At 62.2% G+C, this 14,273-nt stretch carries 15 protein-coding genes; 10 read left to right on the forward strand and 5 right to left on the reverse strand.

Annotated features, from left to right (window positions below):
- Both CO655_RS00005 and CO655_RS00010 read left to right on the forward strand, forming a co-directional pair.
- The coding region (locus tag CO655_RS00005) for an FAD-binding protein (protein WP_210201013.1) at positions 1 to 224 on the forward strand (224 nt) is incomplete at its 5' end.
- 241 nt (positions 225 to 465) lie between these two features.
- A complete protein-coding gene (locus tag CO655_RS00010; RefSeq protein ID WP_010031432.1) occupies positions 466 to 1,347 on the forward strand; it encodes a 3-hydroxybutyryl-CoA dehydrogenase in 882 nt (293 codons plus the stop codon).
- 179 nt (positions 1,348 to 1,526) lie between these two features.
- On the opposite strand, the gene CO655_RS00015 is transcribed toward CO655_RS00010, so the two are convergent.
- Entirely contained in the window at positions 1,527 to 2,189 is a 663-nt protein-coding gene (locus tag CO655_RS00015; protein WP_097663629.1) for a TlpA disulfide reductase family protein, read from the reverse strand.
- A 23-nt stretch (positions 2,190 to 2,212) separates the two neighbouring features.
- On the opposite strand from CO655_RS00015, the gene argH reads away from it, so the two are divergent.
- From argH to CO655_RS00035, 4 genes are all read left to right on the forward strand, one after another.
- Positions 2,213 to 3,616, forward strand: a complete 1,404-nt coding sequence (gene argH, locus CO655_RS00020) for an argininosuccinate lyase (RefSeq protein ID WP_097663442.1) — start codon at positions 2,213 to 2,215, stop codon at positions 3,614 to 3,616.
- Positions 3,617 to 3,768: 152 nt separating this feature from the next.
- Positions 3,769 to 3,963 (forward strand): lipoprotein, encoded by a 195-nt coding sequence (locus tag CO655_RS00025; RefSeq protein ID WP_004671378.1) that lies wholly within the window; start codon positions 3,769 to 3,771, stop codon positions 3,961 to 3,963.
- Positions 3,964 to 3,974: 11 nt separating this feature from the next.
- A complete protein-coding gene (gene lysA, locus CO655_RS00030; protein ID WP_097580686.1) occupies positions 3,975 to 5,243 on the forward strand; it encodes a diaminopimelate decarboxylase in 1,269 nt (422 codons plus the stop codon).
- 163 nt (positions 5,244 to 5,406) lie between these two features.
- On the forward strand, positions 5,407 to 8,049 hold the full coding sequence (locus tag CO655_RS00035) for a TIGR02302 family protein (RefSeq protein ID WP_097663443.1): 2,643 nt from the start codon (positions 5,407 to 5,409) through the stop codon (positions 8,047 to 8,049).
- Between the two features lie 67 nt (positions 8,050 to 8,116).
- Here CO655_RS00035 and CO655_RS00040 read toward each other — a convergent pair whose 3' ends face one another.
- From CO655_RS00040 to CO655_RS00050, 3 genes are all read right to left on the reverse strand, one after another.
- Entirely contained in the window at positions 8,117 to 8,476 is a 360-nt protein-coding gene (locus tag CO655_RS00040) for a response regulator (RefSeq protein WP_010028815.1), read from the reverse strand.
- Between the two features lie 180 nt (positions 8,477 to 8,656).
- The gene (gene hpt, locus CO655_RS00045) at positions 8,657 to 9,199 is read right to left on the reverse strand and encodes a hypoxanthine phosphoribosyltransferase (protein WP_097663444.1); all 543 of its coding nucleotides are present in this window, start codon (positions 9,197 to 9,199) and stop codon (positions 8,657 to 8,659) included.
- 131 nt (positions 9,200 to 9,330) lie between these two features.
- Positions 9,331 to 9,975, reverse strand: coding sequence for a hypothetical protein (locus tag CO655_RS00050; RefSeq protein ID WP_097663630.1), 645 nt, complete (start codon positions 9,973 to 9,975; stop codon positions 9,331 to 9,333).
- 206 nt (positions 9,976 to 10,181) lie between these two features.
- Between CO655_RS00050 and ftsE the strand changes: the two genes are divergently transcribed.
- From ftsE to CO655_RS00070, 4 genes are all read left to right on the forward strand, one after another.
- Positions 10,182 to 10,841: a cell division ATP-binding protein FtsE gene (gene ftsE, locus CO655_RS00055; RefSeq protein ID WP_004671394.1), complete on the forward strand. Its 660-nt coding sequence runs from the start codon at positions 10,182 to 10,184 to the stop codon at positions 10,839 to 10,841.
- A complete protein-coding gene (locus CO655_RS00060; protein ID WP_064686330.1) occupies positions 10,834 to 11,847 on the forward strand; it encodes an ABC transporter permease in 1,014 nt (337 codons plus the stop codon). The genes ftsE and CO655_RS00060 overlap by 8 nt, the downstream gene beginning before the upstream one ends.
- A gap of 67 nt (positions 11,848 to 11,914) precedes the next feature.
- Complete coding sequence (locus CO655_RS00065) at positions 11,915 to 12,631, forward strand: YdcF family protein (RefSeq protein WP_170965074.1); 717 nt, start codon at positions 11,915 to 11,917, stop codon at positions 12,629 to 12,631.
- Between the two features lie 198 nt (positions 12,632 to 12,829).
- Complete coding sequence (locus CO655_RS00070; protein WP_097663445.1) at positions 12,830 to 13,627, forward strand: 1-acyl-sn-glycerol-3-phosphate acyltransferase; 798 nt, start codon at positions 12,830 to 12,832, stop codon at positions 13,625 to 13,627.
- Positions 13,628 to 13,701: 74 nt separating this feature from the next.
- Here CO655_RS00070 and CO655_RS00075 read toward each other — a convergent pair whose 3' ends face one another.
- Positions 13,702 to 14,244: a gamma-glutamylcyclotransferase gene (locus tag CO655_RS00075; protein WP_097608874.1), complete on the reverse strand. Its 543-nt coding sequence runs from the start codon at positions 14,242 to 14,244 to the stop codon at positions 13,702 to 13,704.
- Positions 14,245 to 14,273: the final 29 nt, after the last annotated feature.

Genomic DNA, 14,273 nt, shown 5'->3' on the forward strand with positions numbered 1-14,273 from the left:
CCCCGAACGACTGGCAGGTCGGCCAGACCGGCAAGGTGGTGGCGCCCGATCTCTATATCGCCGCCGGCATCTCCGGGGCCATCCAGCACTTGGCCGGCATGAAGGACAGTAAGGTGATCGTCGCCATCAACAAGGACGAGGAGGCGCCGATCTTCCAGGTCGCCGACTACGGCCTCGTCGCCGATCTGTTCGACGCCCTGCCGGAATTGCAGAAGGCGCTGTAGGGCATACCGCGCAAAACTGCACGGCGGTTTTGCGACGACATAGGCATAAAAGCAAAGACCTGAAGCGCGCCAGGCGAATCGGAGAGATCGCAACGCGCTTCAAAGCCCCCAAATGCTTTTCTTTCGCACTTGCGAATGACTGGAAAATTGTCTTTTATCTGCTGCCGGGCGATCTTTCGTCCGGCAGTAATGCTAAAATAGTGCGGCAACGCGGGGGCGACTGCCGAGCGGGGGTTTGGAGATGAGTGCGGTGTTGAAGAATATTGGGATCATCGGTGCCGGCCAGATGGGCTGCGGCATCGCGCATGTTTCGGCCGCCGCAGGGTACAGGGTCCACATCTACGATCTCTCGCAGGACCGCATCGAATCCGGCCTCGCCACCATCAACGGCAATCTTGCCCGCCTGGTGACGAACGGCAAGATGACTGATGAGGAACGTAAATCGACCTTGTCGCACATCACCGGCTCCGCCGATGTCAACGACCTCGCTCCGTCCGATCTGGTCATCGAAGCGGCCACCGAGGACGAAAGCGTCAAGCGCAAGATTTATAGTCAGGTTTGCCCGGTGATGAAGCCGGAAGCGCTGCTGGCCACCAACACCTCCTCGCTTTCGATTACCCGGCTTGCCGCCGCCACCGACCGCCCCGAACGCTTCATGGGCATTCATTTCATGAACCCGGTGCCGGTCATGAAGCTGGTCGAACTGGTGCGCGGCATCGCCACCGATGAGAAGACCTTCTCCGCCGCCAAGGAATTCGTCGGCACGCTGGAAAAGACCATTACCGTCGCCGAGGACTTCCCGGCCTTCATCGTCAACCGCATCCTGCTGCCGATGATCAACGAAGCGATCTACACGCTCTATGAAGGTGTCGGCACGGTCGACGCCATCGATACGGCGATGAAGCTCGGCGCCAACCATCCGATGGGGCCGCTGCAACTTGCCGATTTCATCGGCCTCGACACCTGCCTGTCGATCATGCAGGTGCTGCATGACGGCCTGGCGGACTCGAAATATCGCCCCTGCCCGTTGCTGGTGAAATATGTCGAAGCCGGCTGGCTCGGACGCAAATCCGGCCGCGGCTTCTACGACTATCGCGGCGAAGTGCCCGTCCCGACACGCTAAGCGGGACATCACCAAAAAGGGCGAATGGACCGGACGCCCGCGAAATGCTTTCCTTGCCGTGAATGGGAGGAAACGCCATGTCGACTGAAACACCGATGTTCCTGCTGCAGTGCTGCGTCCTGATCGGAATTGCCGGCGTTTTCCTGATCAGAGGAAATGGCGACTCCTGACCGATATCCTTACGATCCGATCGCACCCTTGATCAAAGTCTTGGCGTCCTCGCTGTCCCAGGCGGCGGGTCCGTTCATGGCGGAGATCAGGCAACCCTTGTCGTCGAGCAGCAGCGTCACCGGCAGGCCGAAGGCGAGACCTTCCTTCTTCAGGCTATTGAAGACGCCGATCGTATTGTCGCGGTAGAGCTGCAGCGCATCGACGCCCGTCTCGGCCAGGAAAGTCTTCGGCTTTTCGTCATCACCGGTATCGATATTGACCGGCACGACCTGGAACTTGTCGCCGCCCATCTGCTTTTCCAGCGCGTTCAGCGCTGGCATCTCCTCGCGGCAGGGCACGCACCACGTGGCCCAGAGATTGAGCAGCACGGTCTTGCCGGCGAAATGGTCGAGCGTCAGCGGCTTGCCGTCAGGGCCGTTGAAGGACACCGCGGTCAGCTTGCGCGGCTCGCTGGCGGCGACCATCGCGGCAACCTGCCCCTTCATCAGCGGTGCCAGAGTGGCGGCGCGTTCCCGCGCCAGCGGGCATTCGGCCGAAGCGGTATCACTGACGCCATTGCCAATCCCCGTCTCCTTCACGTATACCGCTGCCGCACCGGCAACAACGCCTGCAACGGCGGCGATTGCGATCAGTTTTACCGACGGCAGACCGAAGGGTTTTTTTGTCGTCATTTCATTCTCCAGGACGGGCATCCATGGCCGAGAGCAACACGGACACCAAATCCTCCAACCAGATGTGGGGTGGGCGCTTCGCCTCCGGCCCGGACGCGATCATGGAGGAGATAAATGCCTCGATCGGTTTCGACAAGAAGCTATTCGCGCAGGATATCCGCGGTTCCATCGCCCATGCGACGATGCTCGCCCATCAGGGGATCATTTCGGCCGAGGATAAGGACAAGATCGTTCACGGGCTAAACACGATCCTGTCAGAAATCGAAAGCGGCAATTTCGAATTCTCGCGCCGGCTCGAAGACATCCACATGAATATCGAGGCGCGCCTGGCGACGCTGATCGGACCGGCTGCCGGCCGGCTGCACACCGCCCGCTCGCGCAACGACCAGGTAGCGCTCGACTTCCGCCTCTGGGTGAAGGAAGAGCTCGAGAAGACCGAGAAGATGCTGACCGGCCTGATTGCCGCCTTCCTCGACCGCGCCGAGGAACATGCCGAAAGCGTCATGCCGGGCTTCACCCATTTGCAGACCGCCCAGCCCGTCACCTTCGGCCATCACTGCATGGCCTATGTCGAAATGTTCGGCCGTGACCGCTCGCGCGTGCGTCATGCCATCGAACATCTGGACGAAAGCCCGATCGGTGCGGCCGCCCTTGCCGGCACCGGTTATCCGATCGACCGCCACATGACCGCCAAGGCGCTCGGTTTCCGCGAGCCGACCCGCAATTCCATCGACACGGTTTCCGACCGCGATTTCGCCATCGAATTCCTGGCGATCGCCGCGATCACGGGCATGCATCTGTCGCGCTTGGCCGAAGAGATCGTCATCTGGTCGACGCCGCAGTTCGGTTTCGTGCGCCTCTCCGACGCCTTCTCGACCGGCTCCTCGATCATGCCGCAGAAGAAGAACCCGGATGCGGCCGAACTGGTGCGCGCCAAGACCGGCCGCATCAACGGCTCGCTGATCGCACTGCTGACGATCATGAAGGGCCTGCCGCTCGCCTATTCCAAGGACATGCAGGAAGACAAGGAACAGGTCTTCGACGCAGCCGAGAGCCTGGAGCTGGCGATCGCCGCCATGACCGGCATGGTGCGCGACATGACCGTCAACACCGGGCGCATGAAGGCGGCGGCCGGCTCCGGCTTCTCGACGGCGACCGACCTTGCCGACTGGCTGGTGCGCGAAGCCGGCCTGCCGTTCCGCGATGCCCATCACGTGACCGGCCGCGCCGTCGCGCTGGCCGAAAGCAAGAGCTGCGACCTGGCCGAGCTGCCGCTCGCCGACCTGCAGGCGATCCATCCTGATATCACCGACAAGGTCTATGACGTGCTGACGGTCGAAGCCTCGGTCGCCAGCCGCAAGAGCTTCGGCGGCACGGCCCCCTCCGAGGTGCGCAAGCAGATCGCCTTCTGGCGCGCCCGCAACTGAAAGAAAGGCGAAGCGAAAGCCGCTTCGCCCTTCCCCCGCACGGGGAGAGACCGTCCAACAATCAGGGTGCACAAGGCGGAGAAACTTCGCTATGAAGATGTCCATCGTTCGGAATGAACGATGTCCGTCATATCTCGTACAAGAGGATATCCATGCAGAAGAGCTTGCCGCACCTCATTCGCTTGACGGCAGTCATCGCCGTCATCGGCCTTGCCGTTGCCGGATGCGGGCGTAAGGGCGACCTCGACCCGCCGAGTGCTGCGGCAACGAAAGAAGGCGACGTTTCCAAGCCGACGAAACAGCCGGGAACCGTTGACAAGCCCTTCCTTCTCGATCCTCTTCTTTAAGGCATAAGCCCGTGAACCACTTCGAGCACCGCGACGGCATCCTTCACGCCGAGAACGTTCCCGTTCCCGAGATCGCCAAGGCGGTCGGCACGCCGTTTTACGTCTATTCCACCGCCACCCTGGAACGCCATTACCGGGTCTTCTCCGAAGCCTTCGCCGATATGGACTCGATGGTCTGCTACGCGATGAAGGCGAATTCGAACCAGGCGGTGCTGAAGACGCTGGGTCGCCTCGGCGCCGGCATCGACGTCGTCTCGGAAGGGGAACTGCGCCGCGCGCTCGCAGCCGACATTCCGGCAAGCCGCATCATGTTTTCAGGCGTCGGCAAGACCCCATCCGAGATGGATTTCGCGCTCGAGGCCGGCATCTACTGCTTCAACGTCGAATCCGAACCCGAGCTCGAAATCCTCAACCAACGCGCCGTCAGCGCCGGAAAGAAGGCTCCCGTCTCCTTCCGTATCAACCCGGATGTCGACGCAAAGACGCATTCGAAGATCTCGACCGGCAAGAAGGAAAACAAATTCGGCATCTCCTGGGAGCGCGCCCGCGCGATCTACGCCCATGCCGCCAAGCTGCCCGGCATCGAGGTCACCGGCATCGACATGCATATCGGCAGCCAGATCACCGAGCTGCAGCCCTTCGACGACGCTTTCAAGCTGCTGCGCGACCTTGTCGCGACGCTCCGCGCCGACGGCCACACGATCGATCATGTCGATATCGGCGGCGGCCTCGGCGTCCCCTATAAGGACGACAACAATCCGCCGCCGCTGCCGGATGCCTATGCAGCGATCGTCAAAAACCAGCTGCGCGATCTGGACTGCAAGGTCATCACCGAGCCCGGCCGCCTAATCGTCGGCAATGCCGGTATTCTGGTGACCGAGGTGCTGTATGTGAAGGACGGCGGCGAGAAGACCTTCGTCATCGTCGACGGCGCGATGAATGATCTCATTCGCCCGACGCTCTACGAGGCCTATCACGAAATCCGCCCGGTGACGATTTCGGCGGCGAATGCGCCGCGCATCCGCGCCGACGTCGTCGGCCCCGTCTGCGAGACCGGCGACTATCTGGCGCTCGACCGCGAAATGGCGATGCCGAAGCCCGGTGATCTGCTGGCCGTCAGCACTGCCGGCGCCTATGGCGCCGTCCAGGCCGGCACCTATAACAGCCGCCTGCTGGTCCCCGAAGTTCTGGTCAAGGGCAGCGATTTCCATGCGATACGACCGCGTAGAACCTATGCCGAGCTGATCAGCCTCGATTCGGTTCCGGCTTGGCTCGACTGACAAGGCCATCACTTTTTGGCGAATAAACGTGAAAAGCCGGTATTGCCGGCCGCTCGCCCTCGCCTTCGCCACAAAGAGTGTTATCCTTGTCAGCCATGAGCGTATTGCCCCGCAATCGCCGGAAGCGCCCTCTGTTCCACGTCAGATCGCGGAGACCGGACCGATGACAAGCCCCTTCAGGCAGAAGAAAGGTGCTTTTGCGCTCCGCCCTGCCCTTGCCCGGCTGGTGACGACGAAACGTCTGCTGGCGCGCATCGTGCTTTTTTGCGAGCAGCTGCTGCCACCTCTGTTGCCGGTCCTGTCGGTCGCCGCCCTTTATCTCTCCGCCTCCTGGTTCGGCGTCTTCCGCAGCGTGCCGGACTGGTTGCGCGTCCTTCTGCTGATCGCTTTCGCTCTCGCTTTCCTTGTCGCGCTCCTTCCCTTCCGCAATCTGCGCTGGCCGAGGATCGCCGAAGCCGACCGCATGCTGGAAGAACGCAACGGCTTGCCGCACCAGCCGGTCACCGTCCAGGAAGACGAACCGGCCTTCGATGCGCCCTTCGCCCGGGCGCTTTGGCGCGAGCACCAGCTGCGCATGGCCGAAAAGATCGCAGCGCTCGACGCCGGCATGCCGAGGCCTGACATTGCCAGGCATGACCGTTTCGCCTTGCGCGCCATTCCGGCGCTGCTTGTCGTCACGGCCTTTGCTTATTCGCTGTCGATCAATGGCGGTTCGGTCAGTGACGCATTGCAGGCAGCGCCCGAACAGGTGACGGTCGATCCGGCGGTGCGCATCGACGCCTGGGTGACGCCGCCTTCCTATACCGGCCGCGCGCCGGTCTACCTGACCGCCGACGGCAGTGAACAGGCGCCGATCGGCATTCCGCAGTTTTCCGCTCTCACCGTGCGCGTCAGCGGCGGAAAGACGGCCGAAAAGGTCGTGTTCCGCAAAGCGAACGGTCAGACGCAGGAGATCGCCGTGCAGGCGGACGCAAGCCCGCGCCAGACAGCTGCGACGGCCGGCAACCAGCCGGATGCCGCACCGGCCGGCCAGGCCGCCATCGCGCAGACGCATGCGATGAAGCTCGAGGAGAACGGCACGCTCGAAGTCAGCGGCCGCCGCTGGAGCTTCGACATCCTTCCCGACAAGGCGCCGGAAATTGCCTTTGACGGCTTGCCGAAGCCCAGCGTCAACGGCGCGCTTGAAATTGGTTTCACCGTCAAGGACGACTACGGCGCCCAGGAGGCTCATGCGGAGATCCTACCGCTCGAAACCGATCCGAAAGCAACGCCTCTTTACCCATTGCCGGAGTACCGGCTGGATATCCCCCGCCGCAACGCCCGTGACGCCAAGGGTGTGACCAGCCGGAACCTGACCGAACATCCGCTCGCCGGCAAACGCGTGCGCGTGACGCTTGTTGCCAAGGACGGAGCCGGCCAGACCGGCCGCAGCCCGCCGTACGAGATGACGCTGCCGTCGCGGCCCTTCAACGAGCCGCTTGCCGCGGCCGTCGCCGAGGAACGGCAGGTTTTCGCCCTCGACACCCGCAAGATGCCGCAGGCGATCGCGCTGAACGAAGCGCTGACCATCCGTCCCGAAGAGACCATCCCCAAGCTCACCAACTACCTGCTGCTGGAATCCGCCTTGGCGCGCATGAAGCTCGCAAAGAGCGAGGAGGCGCTGAAGGATACGGCCCAATATCTCTGGGAAATAGCTCTCGGCATGGAGGACGGCGATCTTTCCCTTGCCGAGCGCAAGCTGCGCCAGGCCCAGCAGAACCTTGCCGATGCGTTGAACCGCAACGCGCCGGACGAAGAGATCAAGAAGCTGATGGACGAACTGCGCAAGGCGATGCAGGACTATCTGAGCGAGCTTGCCGAGCGCATGCAGAATGCGCCGATGCAGCCGAACCAGAACGCCCAGAACTTCCTGCGCCAGCAGGATCTAGAACGGATGATGGACCAGATCGAGAATCTCGCCCGCTCCGGCAACCGCGACGCGGCCCAGCAGATGCTGTCGGAGTTGCAGCGCATGATGAACAATCTGCAGGCCGGCCGGCCGCAGCGCGGCCAGCAGAGCCAGGAGAACAGTGAGGCCCGCAAGCAGATCGACAAGCTCGGCCAAATCCTGCGCGACCAGCAGAAGCTGATGGAACAGACCTTCCGCCTCGATCAGCAGCTCAAGGACCGCATGCAGCGCGGCGAACCCGAAATGGGCGAAAACGATCCGCTGCTCGACGAGATGGCCCCTGGCGAAAACGGCGAGCCGCAGGAGCAGCAACAGGGCCAGGAAGGCCAGCAGCCCTCCGACCAGATGACGGCCGAACAGCTGCGCGAGGCGCTGAAACAGCTGCGCGCCCAGCAGGATGGGCTCGGCAAGCAGCTGGGCGAATTGCAGAAAAAGTTGGGCGAGATGGGCATGAAGCCCGGCCCCGGCTTCGGCCAGGCGCAACGCGAGATGGAAGGCGCCGGCCGCGAACTCGGCCAGGGCCGCGGCCAACCCGCCATCGAAAACCAGGGCCGCGCGCTGGAAGCGCTTCGCCAGGGCGCCCGCGACATGATGAACCAGATGATGCAGGCGCAGCAGGGCCAGCAGGGACAAGGCCCGAACGGCCAGGTCGGCCAGGGCGAGCAGAACGGCCGCGATCCGCTCGGCCGGCCGCGCATGAGCGAGAGATATATCGAGGACGACGGCGTGAAGGTGCCTGACGAAATCGACGTTCAGCGGGCGCGGGAAATCCTCGATGCGATCCGCGAAAAGCTCGGCAACAATCCGCCGCAGGAAATGGAACGGCGATATCTCGAACGGCTGCTGGATATCCAATAGGCTCAAGCGCGTAACCCCGAAAATCGCGATCGATTTTCGGGGTTACGCGTGAAATTTTGAACAGGCGTTAGGCGACCAGCGCCCGGGCAACCGCCTTGCGGATATCGGGAAGCGCGAATGGTTTGGCGACGACGTCGATGATCTTTTCGGCCAGATCGTCGGCGCGTTCGCGCTGCTCGGCATAGCCGGTCATCAGCAGGATCTTCAAAGCAGGAAAGGCATCCTTGGCCTGGTGGGCGAGCTCGATGCCGTCCATCACAGGCATGCGGATATCCGAAAGCAGCAGGTCGTAGACCCCATCCTTGAGCTTCTCCAGCCCCTCGGCGCCATCGGCCGCTTCATCCGTCTCGTGACCGTCGAGCCTGAGCGCCCGGGCTACGAAAGACCGCAGGGAGTCCTCGTCTTCCGTAATCAGAATTCTTGCCATATGTGCATTGCTCCGTCTTCAGCCCCGCGACGGAAATCACCAGACTTTCCTTTTCGATCGGTAAAGATGGCGAAGCGATGAACGGGATGGTTAACAACCCGTCTCGAGCGGCAGCACAGCGCGGCGCCTCTTTCAGACCTGCTAGAGCCGTTTCTAAGGCACTGCAATACTCCCGATCATTCAGGCGTCGCCGGTCACCACGCCGACGAAGGGCAGTTCACGAAAAGCATAGGCGACATCCATGCCGTAGCCGACGACGAAATAATCAGGGCATTCGAAGCCGACATAATCGGCCTCCAGCTTTTCCTTGCGCTTGACGCGCTTGTCGAGCAGCACGGCGATCGTGACGTTGCGTGCGCCACGCTCGAACAGCAGTTCCTTGGCAAACAGCAGCGTCCGGCCGGATTCAAGAATATCGTCGATCAACAGCACGTCGCGGCCATGCACATCGCTGTCGATATCCTTGACGATGCGCACGCCCTGCGAGACCGTACCGCTGCCATAGCTCGACAGCGTGATGAACTCGACCTCCGGGGCAAGCCCGCTGTCATGCAGGGCGCGGATCAGGTCGGCGGCGAAAATGAAGGAGCCCTTGAGCACGGCGATGACGAGCAGGTCCTTGGTCGGACCGTTGGCGATCTCCCGCGCCATCGCATGATTGCGTTCGGCAATCTGTTCGGCGGTGAAGAGCGGCTCGATATTTTTTCCGCGCACGACAGGCATAGGGGCTTCTCCATGAAAAGAAGGGTAAGCCGTTAGCACATATGCGCGCCTGAAACAGCCTCGCCGGCTAGAAATTAACCGGATTGGCGCGACCTGCTGCAGGAATTGGCCGTGGCGCGCCGGTGGTGCTTCTATGGCAGGAAGGAAAGCCGAACCTCCGGCATCTTTCCGCCGGCATGCTGAACGCGCGCCGAAAAGCCCCGGCTCTGGCCGCTATAGATGACGTCAACAGGCGGGTTGATGACGATGCTCGCGGTCAGCCGCTCGTCGGTCACGAGATCGGCGCGGATCGGCTGCAGCGTCTGCGTCGTGCCGCTGTCGTTTTCGATGATGCCGTTGATGACGAGCACGCGCATGCCGTTCGCATCACGCGGCGTCGCCGTCACATGGGTGAAATGCAGCGGCGCTCCGGAATAGGCTCGGCCGCCCGACAGGCCGGAAAAGCCACCCGCAAGCCCGAAGACGAGCACGGCAAGCGCCAGCACCAGTACGGCGAAACTGCGCATCGACGCGCGTTGCAGCCAGGTCTCCGCCTCCCGCAGAAGAGAAGCAGCCATCGCCGGCCGAAGCGGCGGCTGTGCGGCGCCTGCCCGCTTGCGGTTGTCGTTATGGGTCCTTGCAGTGAATTCCCGCGGCCGCGCCTTGCCGAGCGTGACGAATTCGGCGTCGGCAATATCGGCAGGGCGCGGATTGCGGTACTGGCGGCTTGCGGGTTCGGGCGGCAGGAAATCATAGGCCTGGCCCGGTGTCCGGCGGCTGAAAAAGGATGCTTCCATGGTGGCTGCCTCGCAGATGTCCACATGGTTTCGCTGCCAGCGCTAATCTTGGCATTGAAACGAATCCTGCTCAGTCGTAAATTTTAATGGTTAATGCTTCGCAAAGATTGCCATCAAACGGGCGTCTTTCCGGCAAAATTTACCGGCTGTTAACGGTGTTGGTTAACAAGTCGCACGGTGAAACCCACAACAGACTGAGCTGCCCGTTGATTCACTTCGAGAATGTCGGTTTGCGCTATGGCATGGGCCCGGAAATCCTCCGGGACCTGACCTTCGACATTCCGAAGAAATCCTTTCAGTTCCTGACCGGCCCGTCGGGCGCGGGCAAGACATCGCTGCTGCGGCTGCTCTTCATGTCGCTGCAGCCGACGCGTGGCCTGATCCGCATGTTCGGGCGCGATATTTCCGAAATTCCCCGCCCCGAGCTGCCGCTGCTGCGCCGGCGCGTCGGCATCGTCTTCCAGGATTTTCGCCTGCTCGATCATCTCACCACCTATGAGAATGTCGCTTTGCCCTTACGGGTGCGCGGCAAGGAGGAGAGCTCCTACAAGACCGACGTCCTGGAACTGTTGAAATGGGTCGGCCTCGGCGAACGCATCAACGTGCTGCCGCCGGTGCTCTCCGGCGGCGAGAAACAGCGCGCCGCCATCGCCCGGGCGCTGATGGATCGGCCGGAAGTCCTGCTGGCCGACGAACCCACGGGCAATGTCGACCCGCCGATGGCCAGGCGCCTGCTCAATCTTTTCCTCGAGCTCAACCGGCTCGGCACGGCGGTCGTGATCGCCACCCATGACCTGGCATTGATGGAACAGGTGGAAGCCCGCCGCATGATCCTCTCGGAGGGGCATCTCGATATCTATGACTGAGCCCCCGTCCAAAAACCGAGACAAGGCGCCGGCCCAGGCCCAGCAGAAGCGGCCGGAAATGCGCGTGCGCCCGACTGCGCCGATCCTGCCGCCTTCCAACATCCAGGGCAACGCCCTGATGGTGGTGATATCGATCATGGCCTTTCTCGCCTGCCTGACGCTCGGCGGCGTCAGCATGGTGCGTTCGACGGCGGCGAGCTGGGAGAGTCAGATCTCCCGCGAGATCACCATCCAGATCAAGCCGGACGACAATCTCGACATGGAAAAGGCGCTGACGCAGGCGCGCGACCTGGCGCTGACATTTGTCGGCACCAAAAGCGGCCAGATCGTCGACGAGGCGGCCACCGCCCGTCTGCTCGAACCCTGGCTCGGCCCCGGCCTCGACCTCAAGGATCTGCCCGTCCCCCGCCTCGTCGTCATCACCATCGACGAGAGCAACCCGCCGGATTTCGAGGCGATGCGCGGGCTCCTGAAGGACAGCATCCCGCAGGCGAGCCTCGACGATCACCGCACCTGGGTCGATCGGCTGGTGTCCATGGCGCACACGACGGTGCTGATCGGCACCGGCGTCCTGCTCCTGGTCTTTTCGGCCATGGTGCTCACCGTCGTCTTTGCCACGCGCGGCGCGCTGTCGGGCAATCGCCACATCGTCGAAGTGCTGCATTTCGTCGGCGCCGAAAGCTCTTTCGTCGCCACCGAATTCCAGAAGCATTTCCTCAAGATCAGCCTCAAGGGCTCGGCGATCGGCAGCGCGCTTGCCGCTCTTTTCTTCGCCACCGCCGGCTTCTGGCAAAGCCGCACCCTGGCGACGCCGGAAACGGATCAGGCAACCGCGCTGTTCGGCACTTTTTCGGTCGGCGTACTCGGGTATGCCGGCATCTTCGCGACCATGATCGTTATCGCGCTGCTGACGACCGTCACGGCGCGGCTGACCGTCATGCGGACGATCTATGAAATCGATACATTGCGCTCGGACCCGACGCGCACCGACGGTATCGCAAGTTGATCGTGACCATGTCGTTTTGTCATTGTAGCGTCTGTTCCACGCCGTAATCAGCGTATAATCACGATTCATGACCATGGGCCATACGACACGCAACCCGATTCGGCAGGATCCGGAGCTTGATCGCCCGGCGGGCCTGCCGCCGCGACGCGGGCCGATCCGCCGCCTGCTGCGCTGGGCCGGTTTTGGTTGCGTTCTGGCGATCGCCCTGGTGTTCGGCGGCTTCCTGCGCTTTGCCGATTCCGTGACGACGCTTAAGCCCCCGGTCGAGCCGAAGGCGGACGCGATCGTCGTGCTGACAGGGGGCTACCAGCGCATCGACCAGGCCGTGGAACTGCTGCAGAAGGGTGCCGGCAAGCGGCTTCTGATCTCCGGCGTCCACCCAACGACGACGCCGGCTCAGATCCGCAAGATGACGCAGGGCTCGGCCGATCTCTTCTCCTGCTGCGTCGATATCGGTCATGACGCGATAGACACGATCGGCAATGCCGAGGAAACCTCCAACTGGATCCACGCCAAGGGATACAGAAGCGTGCTCGTCGTCACCAACAATTACCATATGCCGCGCACCCTCGCCGAGCTCTCCTATGTCGATCCCGACATCGAGTTCATCCCCTATCCCGTCGTCAACTCGGATCTGAAGACCCGCAACTGGTTCACCGATCCGAACGCGATGCGCGTCATGCTGGCCGAATATCTGAAGGTGCTCTTGGCCGGCGCCCGCAACATCACCGGTTTCGGCCGCCACACCGGGCTGCGCTCGGCCAGCGTGTCCGCCGCAGACTGAGGTTTTGCCAGAGCATGATGCCGAAAAGTGTGAGCGGTTTTCGGACGACATCATGCTCAAACTCTTTTAATTTAGAACAGGATTCAGATTTCAGGCCCGGCCTGAAATCTGAATCCTGTTCTGGGGCATCATCAAATGCTTTTTATGACGGGCAATATCGTGTAGGCCGGTCGCGTGAGCATGCCTCGGGAAAATTTCATGATCGCCCTGCGTTCCGTCCTCTTCAATACGATCTTCTACGCCAACCTCATCATCCGGATGATCGTGCTCTCGCCCTATTATTTCGTGGTGCCGCGGCTTACCGCCTATGAAATCCCGAAGAACTGGGCACGCTCCAATCACTGGCTGATGCGTATGATCGTCGGCACGACCTTTGAGATCGAAGGCCTGGAGAACCTGCCTGACGGCAGCTACATCCTGGCGCCGAAGCATCAGTCCTTCTGGGATACCTACGCGCTTCTGCCCAGGCTCAAGGACCCGGTCTACATCCTGAAGCGGGAGTTGATGTGGATTCCGCTCTTCGGCTGGTATGCGAAGAAGCAGCGCATGATCCCGGTCGATCGCGGTGCCCGCGGCAAGGTGATGGTGGACGTGCTGAAACGCACGAGGGAAGAGCTTTCGACCGGCCGCCAGCTCATCATCTATCCCGAGGGCACCCGCCGTCCGCCGGGCGCAGAGCCGGTCTATAAATACGGTATCGCCCGCATGTACCGCGATCTCGGCATTCCCGTCGTGCCGGTGGCGATGCATCCCGGCCTCTTCTGGCCGCGGCGGAGCATCCGCCGTTATCCCGGCCATTTCAAGGTGAGGATCCTGCCGCCGATCATGCCGGGAATGGATCCGGACGCCTTCTTCGCCCACCTGATCGAGGTGACCGAACGGGCAAGCGACGAGCTCCTGCTCGACACCATCGAACGCAATCCGCATCTGCCGCTGCCGCCGACAGCGGTCGCCAGGCTGACCGCGCTGCGCAAAGTGAAGGCGGCGACGGCCTGAAGTCTTTCAGACGCGCAAGGGACGCTGTAACACTTCGAGTTGCTGCATAGTTTTATCCTTAAATCGATACCGATTTAACGAATCATGCAGGCAGCCCGCAGCCGTTCCACCTCGTTGACGACCTGCTCCAGCCACTGATCGCGAATGCCCATCTGCCTCAGATGCGCAAGCGTGTTGAAGACATAGGCATCGTTCGGACCGGACTGGCCGCTGGCCTCGTTCACGACCCGTGCCGCCGCGAGCGCGTCGAGCGTACCGGCATATTGCTCGTGGTCGCGATCGGCGACGTAGGTCACCGCCTCCATCCGGCGACCGCCGGCAAACTGCAGCCGGACCCGGCGTTCCAGATAGACATTGGTGACAAGTTCGCGGGCGCGGAGATACTCGATCACCTCATCCCAGCTGTCCGGCGAAATACGGAAGGCCATGCCGCGGCAGGCGCCGCCCCTGTCGAGGCCGAGGACGAGGCCCGGATTGTCGCGTGTGCCGCGATGAACGAAGGAGCGCACACAGAGCGAACGCCTGTAACCATGCACCAGGGCTTCTGCCCGTTCCAGGAACTCGAAGCCCGGATTCCACATCAGCGAGCCGTAGCCAAACACCCAAAATTCGTCCATATCGCACGCCAGACCGGAATCACTTTGCG

Source organism: Rhizobium sp. M1, assembly GCF_002531805.1.
Classification (GTDB): domain Bacteria; phylum Pseudomonadota; class Alphaproteobacteria; order Rhizobiales; family Rhizobiaceae; genus Rhizobium; species Rhizobium etli_C.

Coding starts and splice junctions, on each gene's coding strand:
- CO655_RS00010 (WP_010031432.1), top strand. CDS start 466: ATGAGTGCGGTGTTGAAGAATATTGGGATCATCGGTGCCGGCCAGATG.
- CO655_RS00015 (WP_097663629.1), bottom strand. CDS start 2,189: ATGACGACAAAAAAACCCTTCGGTCTGCCGTCGGTAAAACTGATCGCA.
- argH (WP_097663442.1), top strand. CDS start 2,213: ATGGCCGAGAGCAACACGGACACCAAATCCTCCAACCAGATGTGGGGT.
- CO655_RS00025 (WP_004671378.1), top strand. CDS start 3,769: ATGCAGAAGAGCTTGCCGCACCTCATTCGCTTGACGGCAGTCATCGCC.
- CO655_RS00035 (WP_097663443.1), top strand. CDS start 5,407: ATGACAAGCCCCTTCAGGCAGAAGAAAGGTGCTTTTGCGCTCCGCCCT.
- CO655_RS00040 (WP_010028815.1), bottom strand. CDS start 8,476: ATGGCAAGAATTCTGATTACGGAAGACGAGGACTCCCTGCGGTCTTTC.
- hpt (WP_097663444.1), bottom strand. CDS start 9,199: ATGCCTGTCGTGCGCGGAAAAAATATCGAGCCGCTCTTCACCGCCGAA.
- CO655_RS00050 (WP_097663630.1), bottom strand. CDS start 9,975: ATGGAAGCATCCTTTTTCAGCCGCCGGACACCGGGCCAGGCCTATGAT.
- CO655_RS00060 (WP_064686330.1), top strand. CDS start 10,834: ATGACTGAGCCCCCGTCCAAAAACCGAGACAAGGCGCCGGCCCAGGCC.
- CO655_RS00065 (WP_170965074.1), top strand. CDS start 11,915: ATGACCATGGGCCATACGACACGCAACCCGATTCGGCAGGATCCGGAG.
- CO655_RS00070 (WP_097663445.1), top strand. CDS start 12,830: ATGATCGCCCTGCGTTCCGTCCTCTTCAATACGATCTTCTACGCCAAC.
- CO655_RS00075 (WP_097608874.1), bottom strand. CDS start 14,244: ATGGACGAATTTTGGGTGTTTGGCTACGGCTCGCTGATGTGGAATCCG.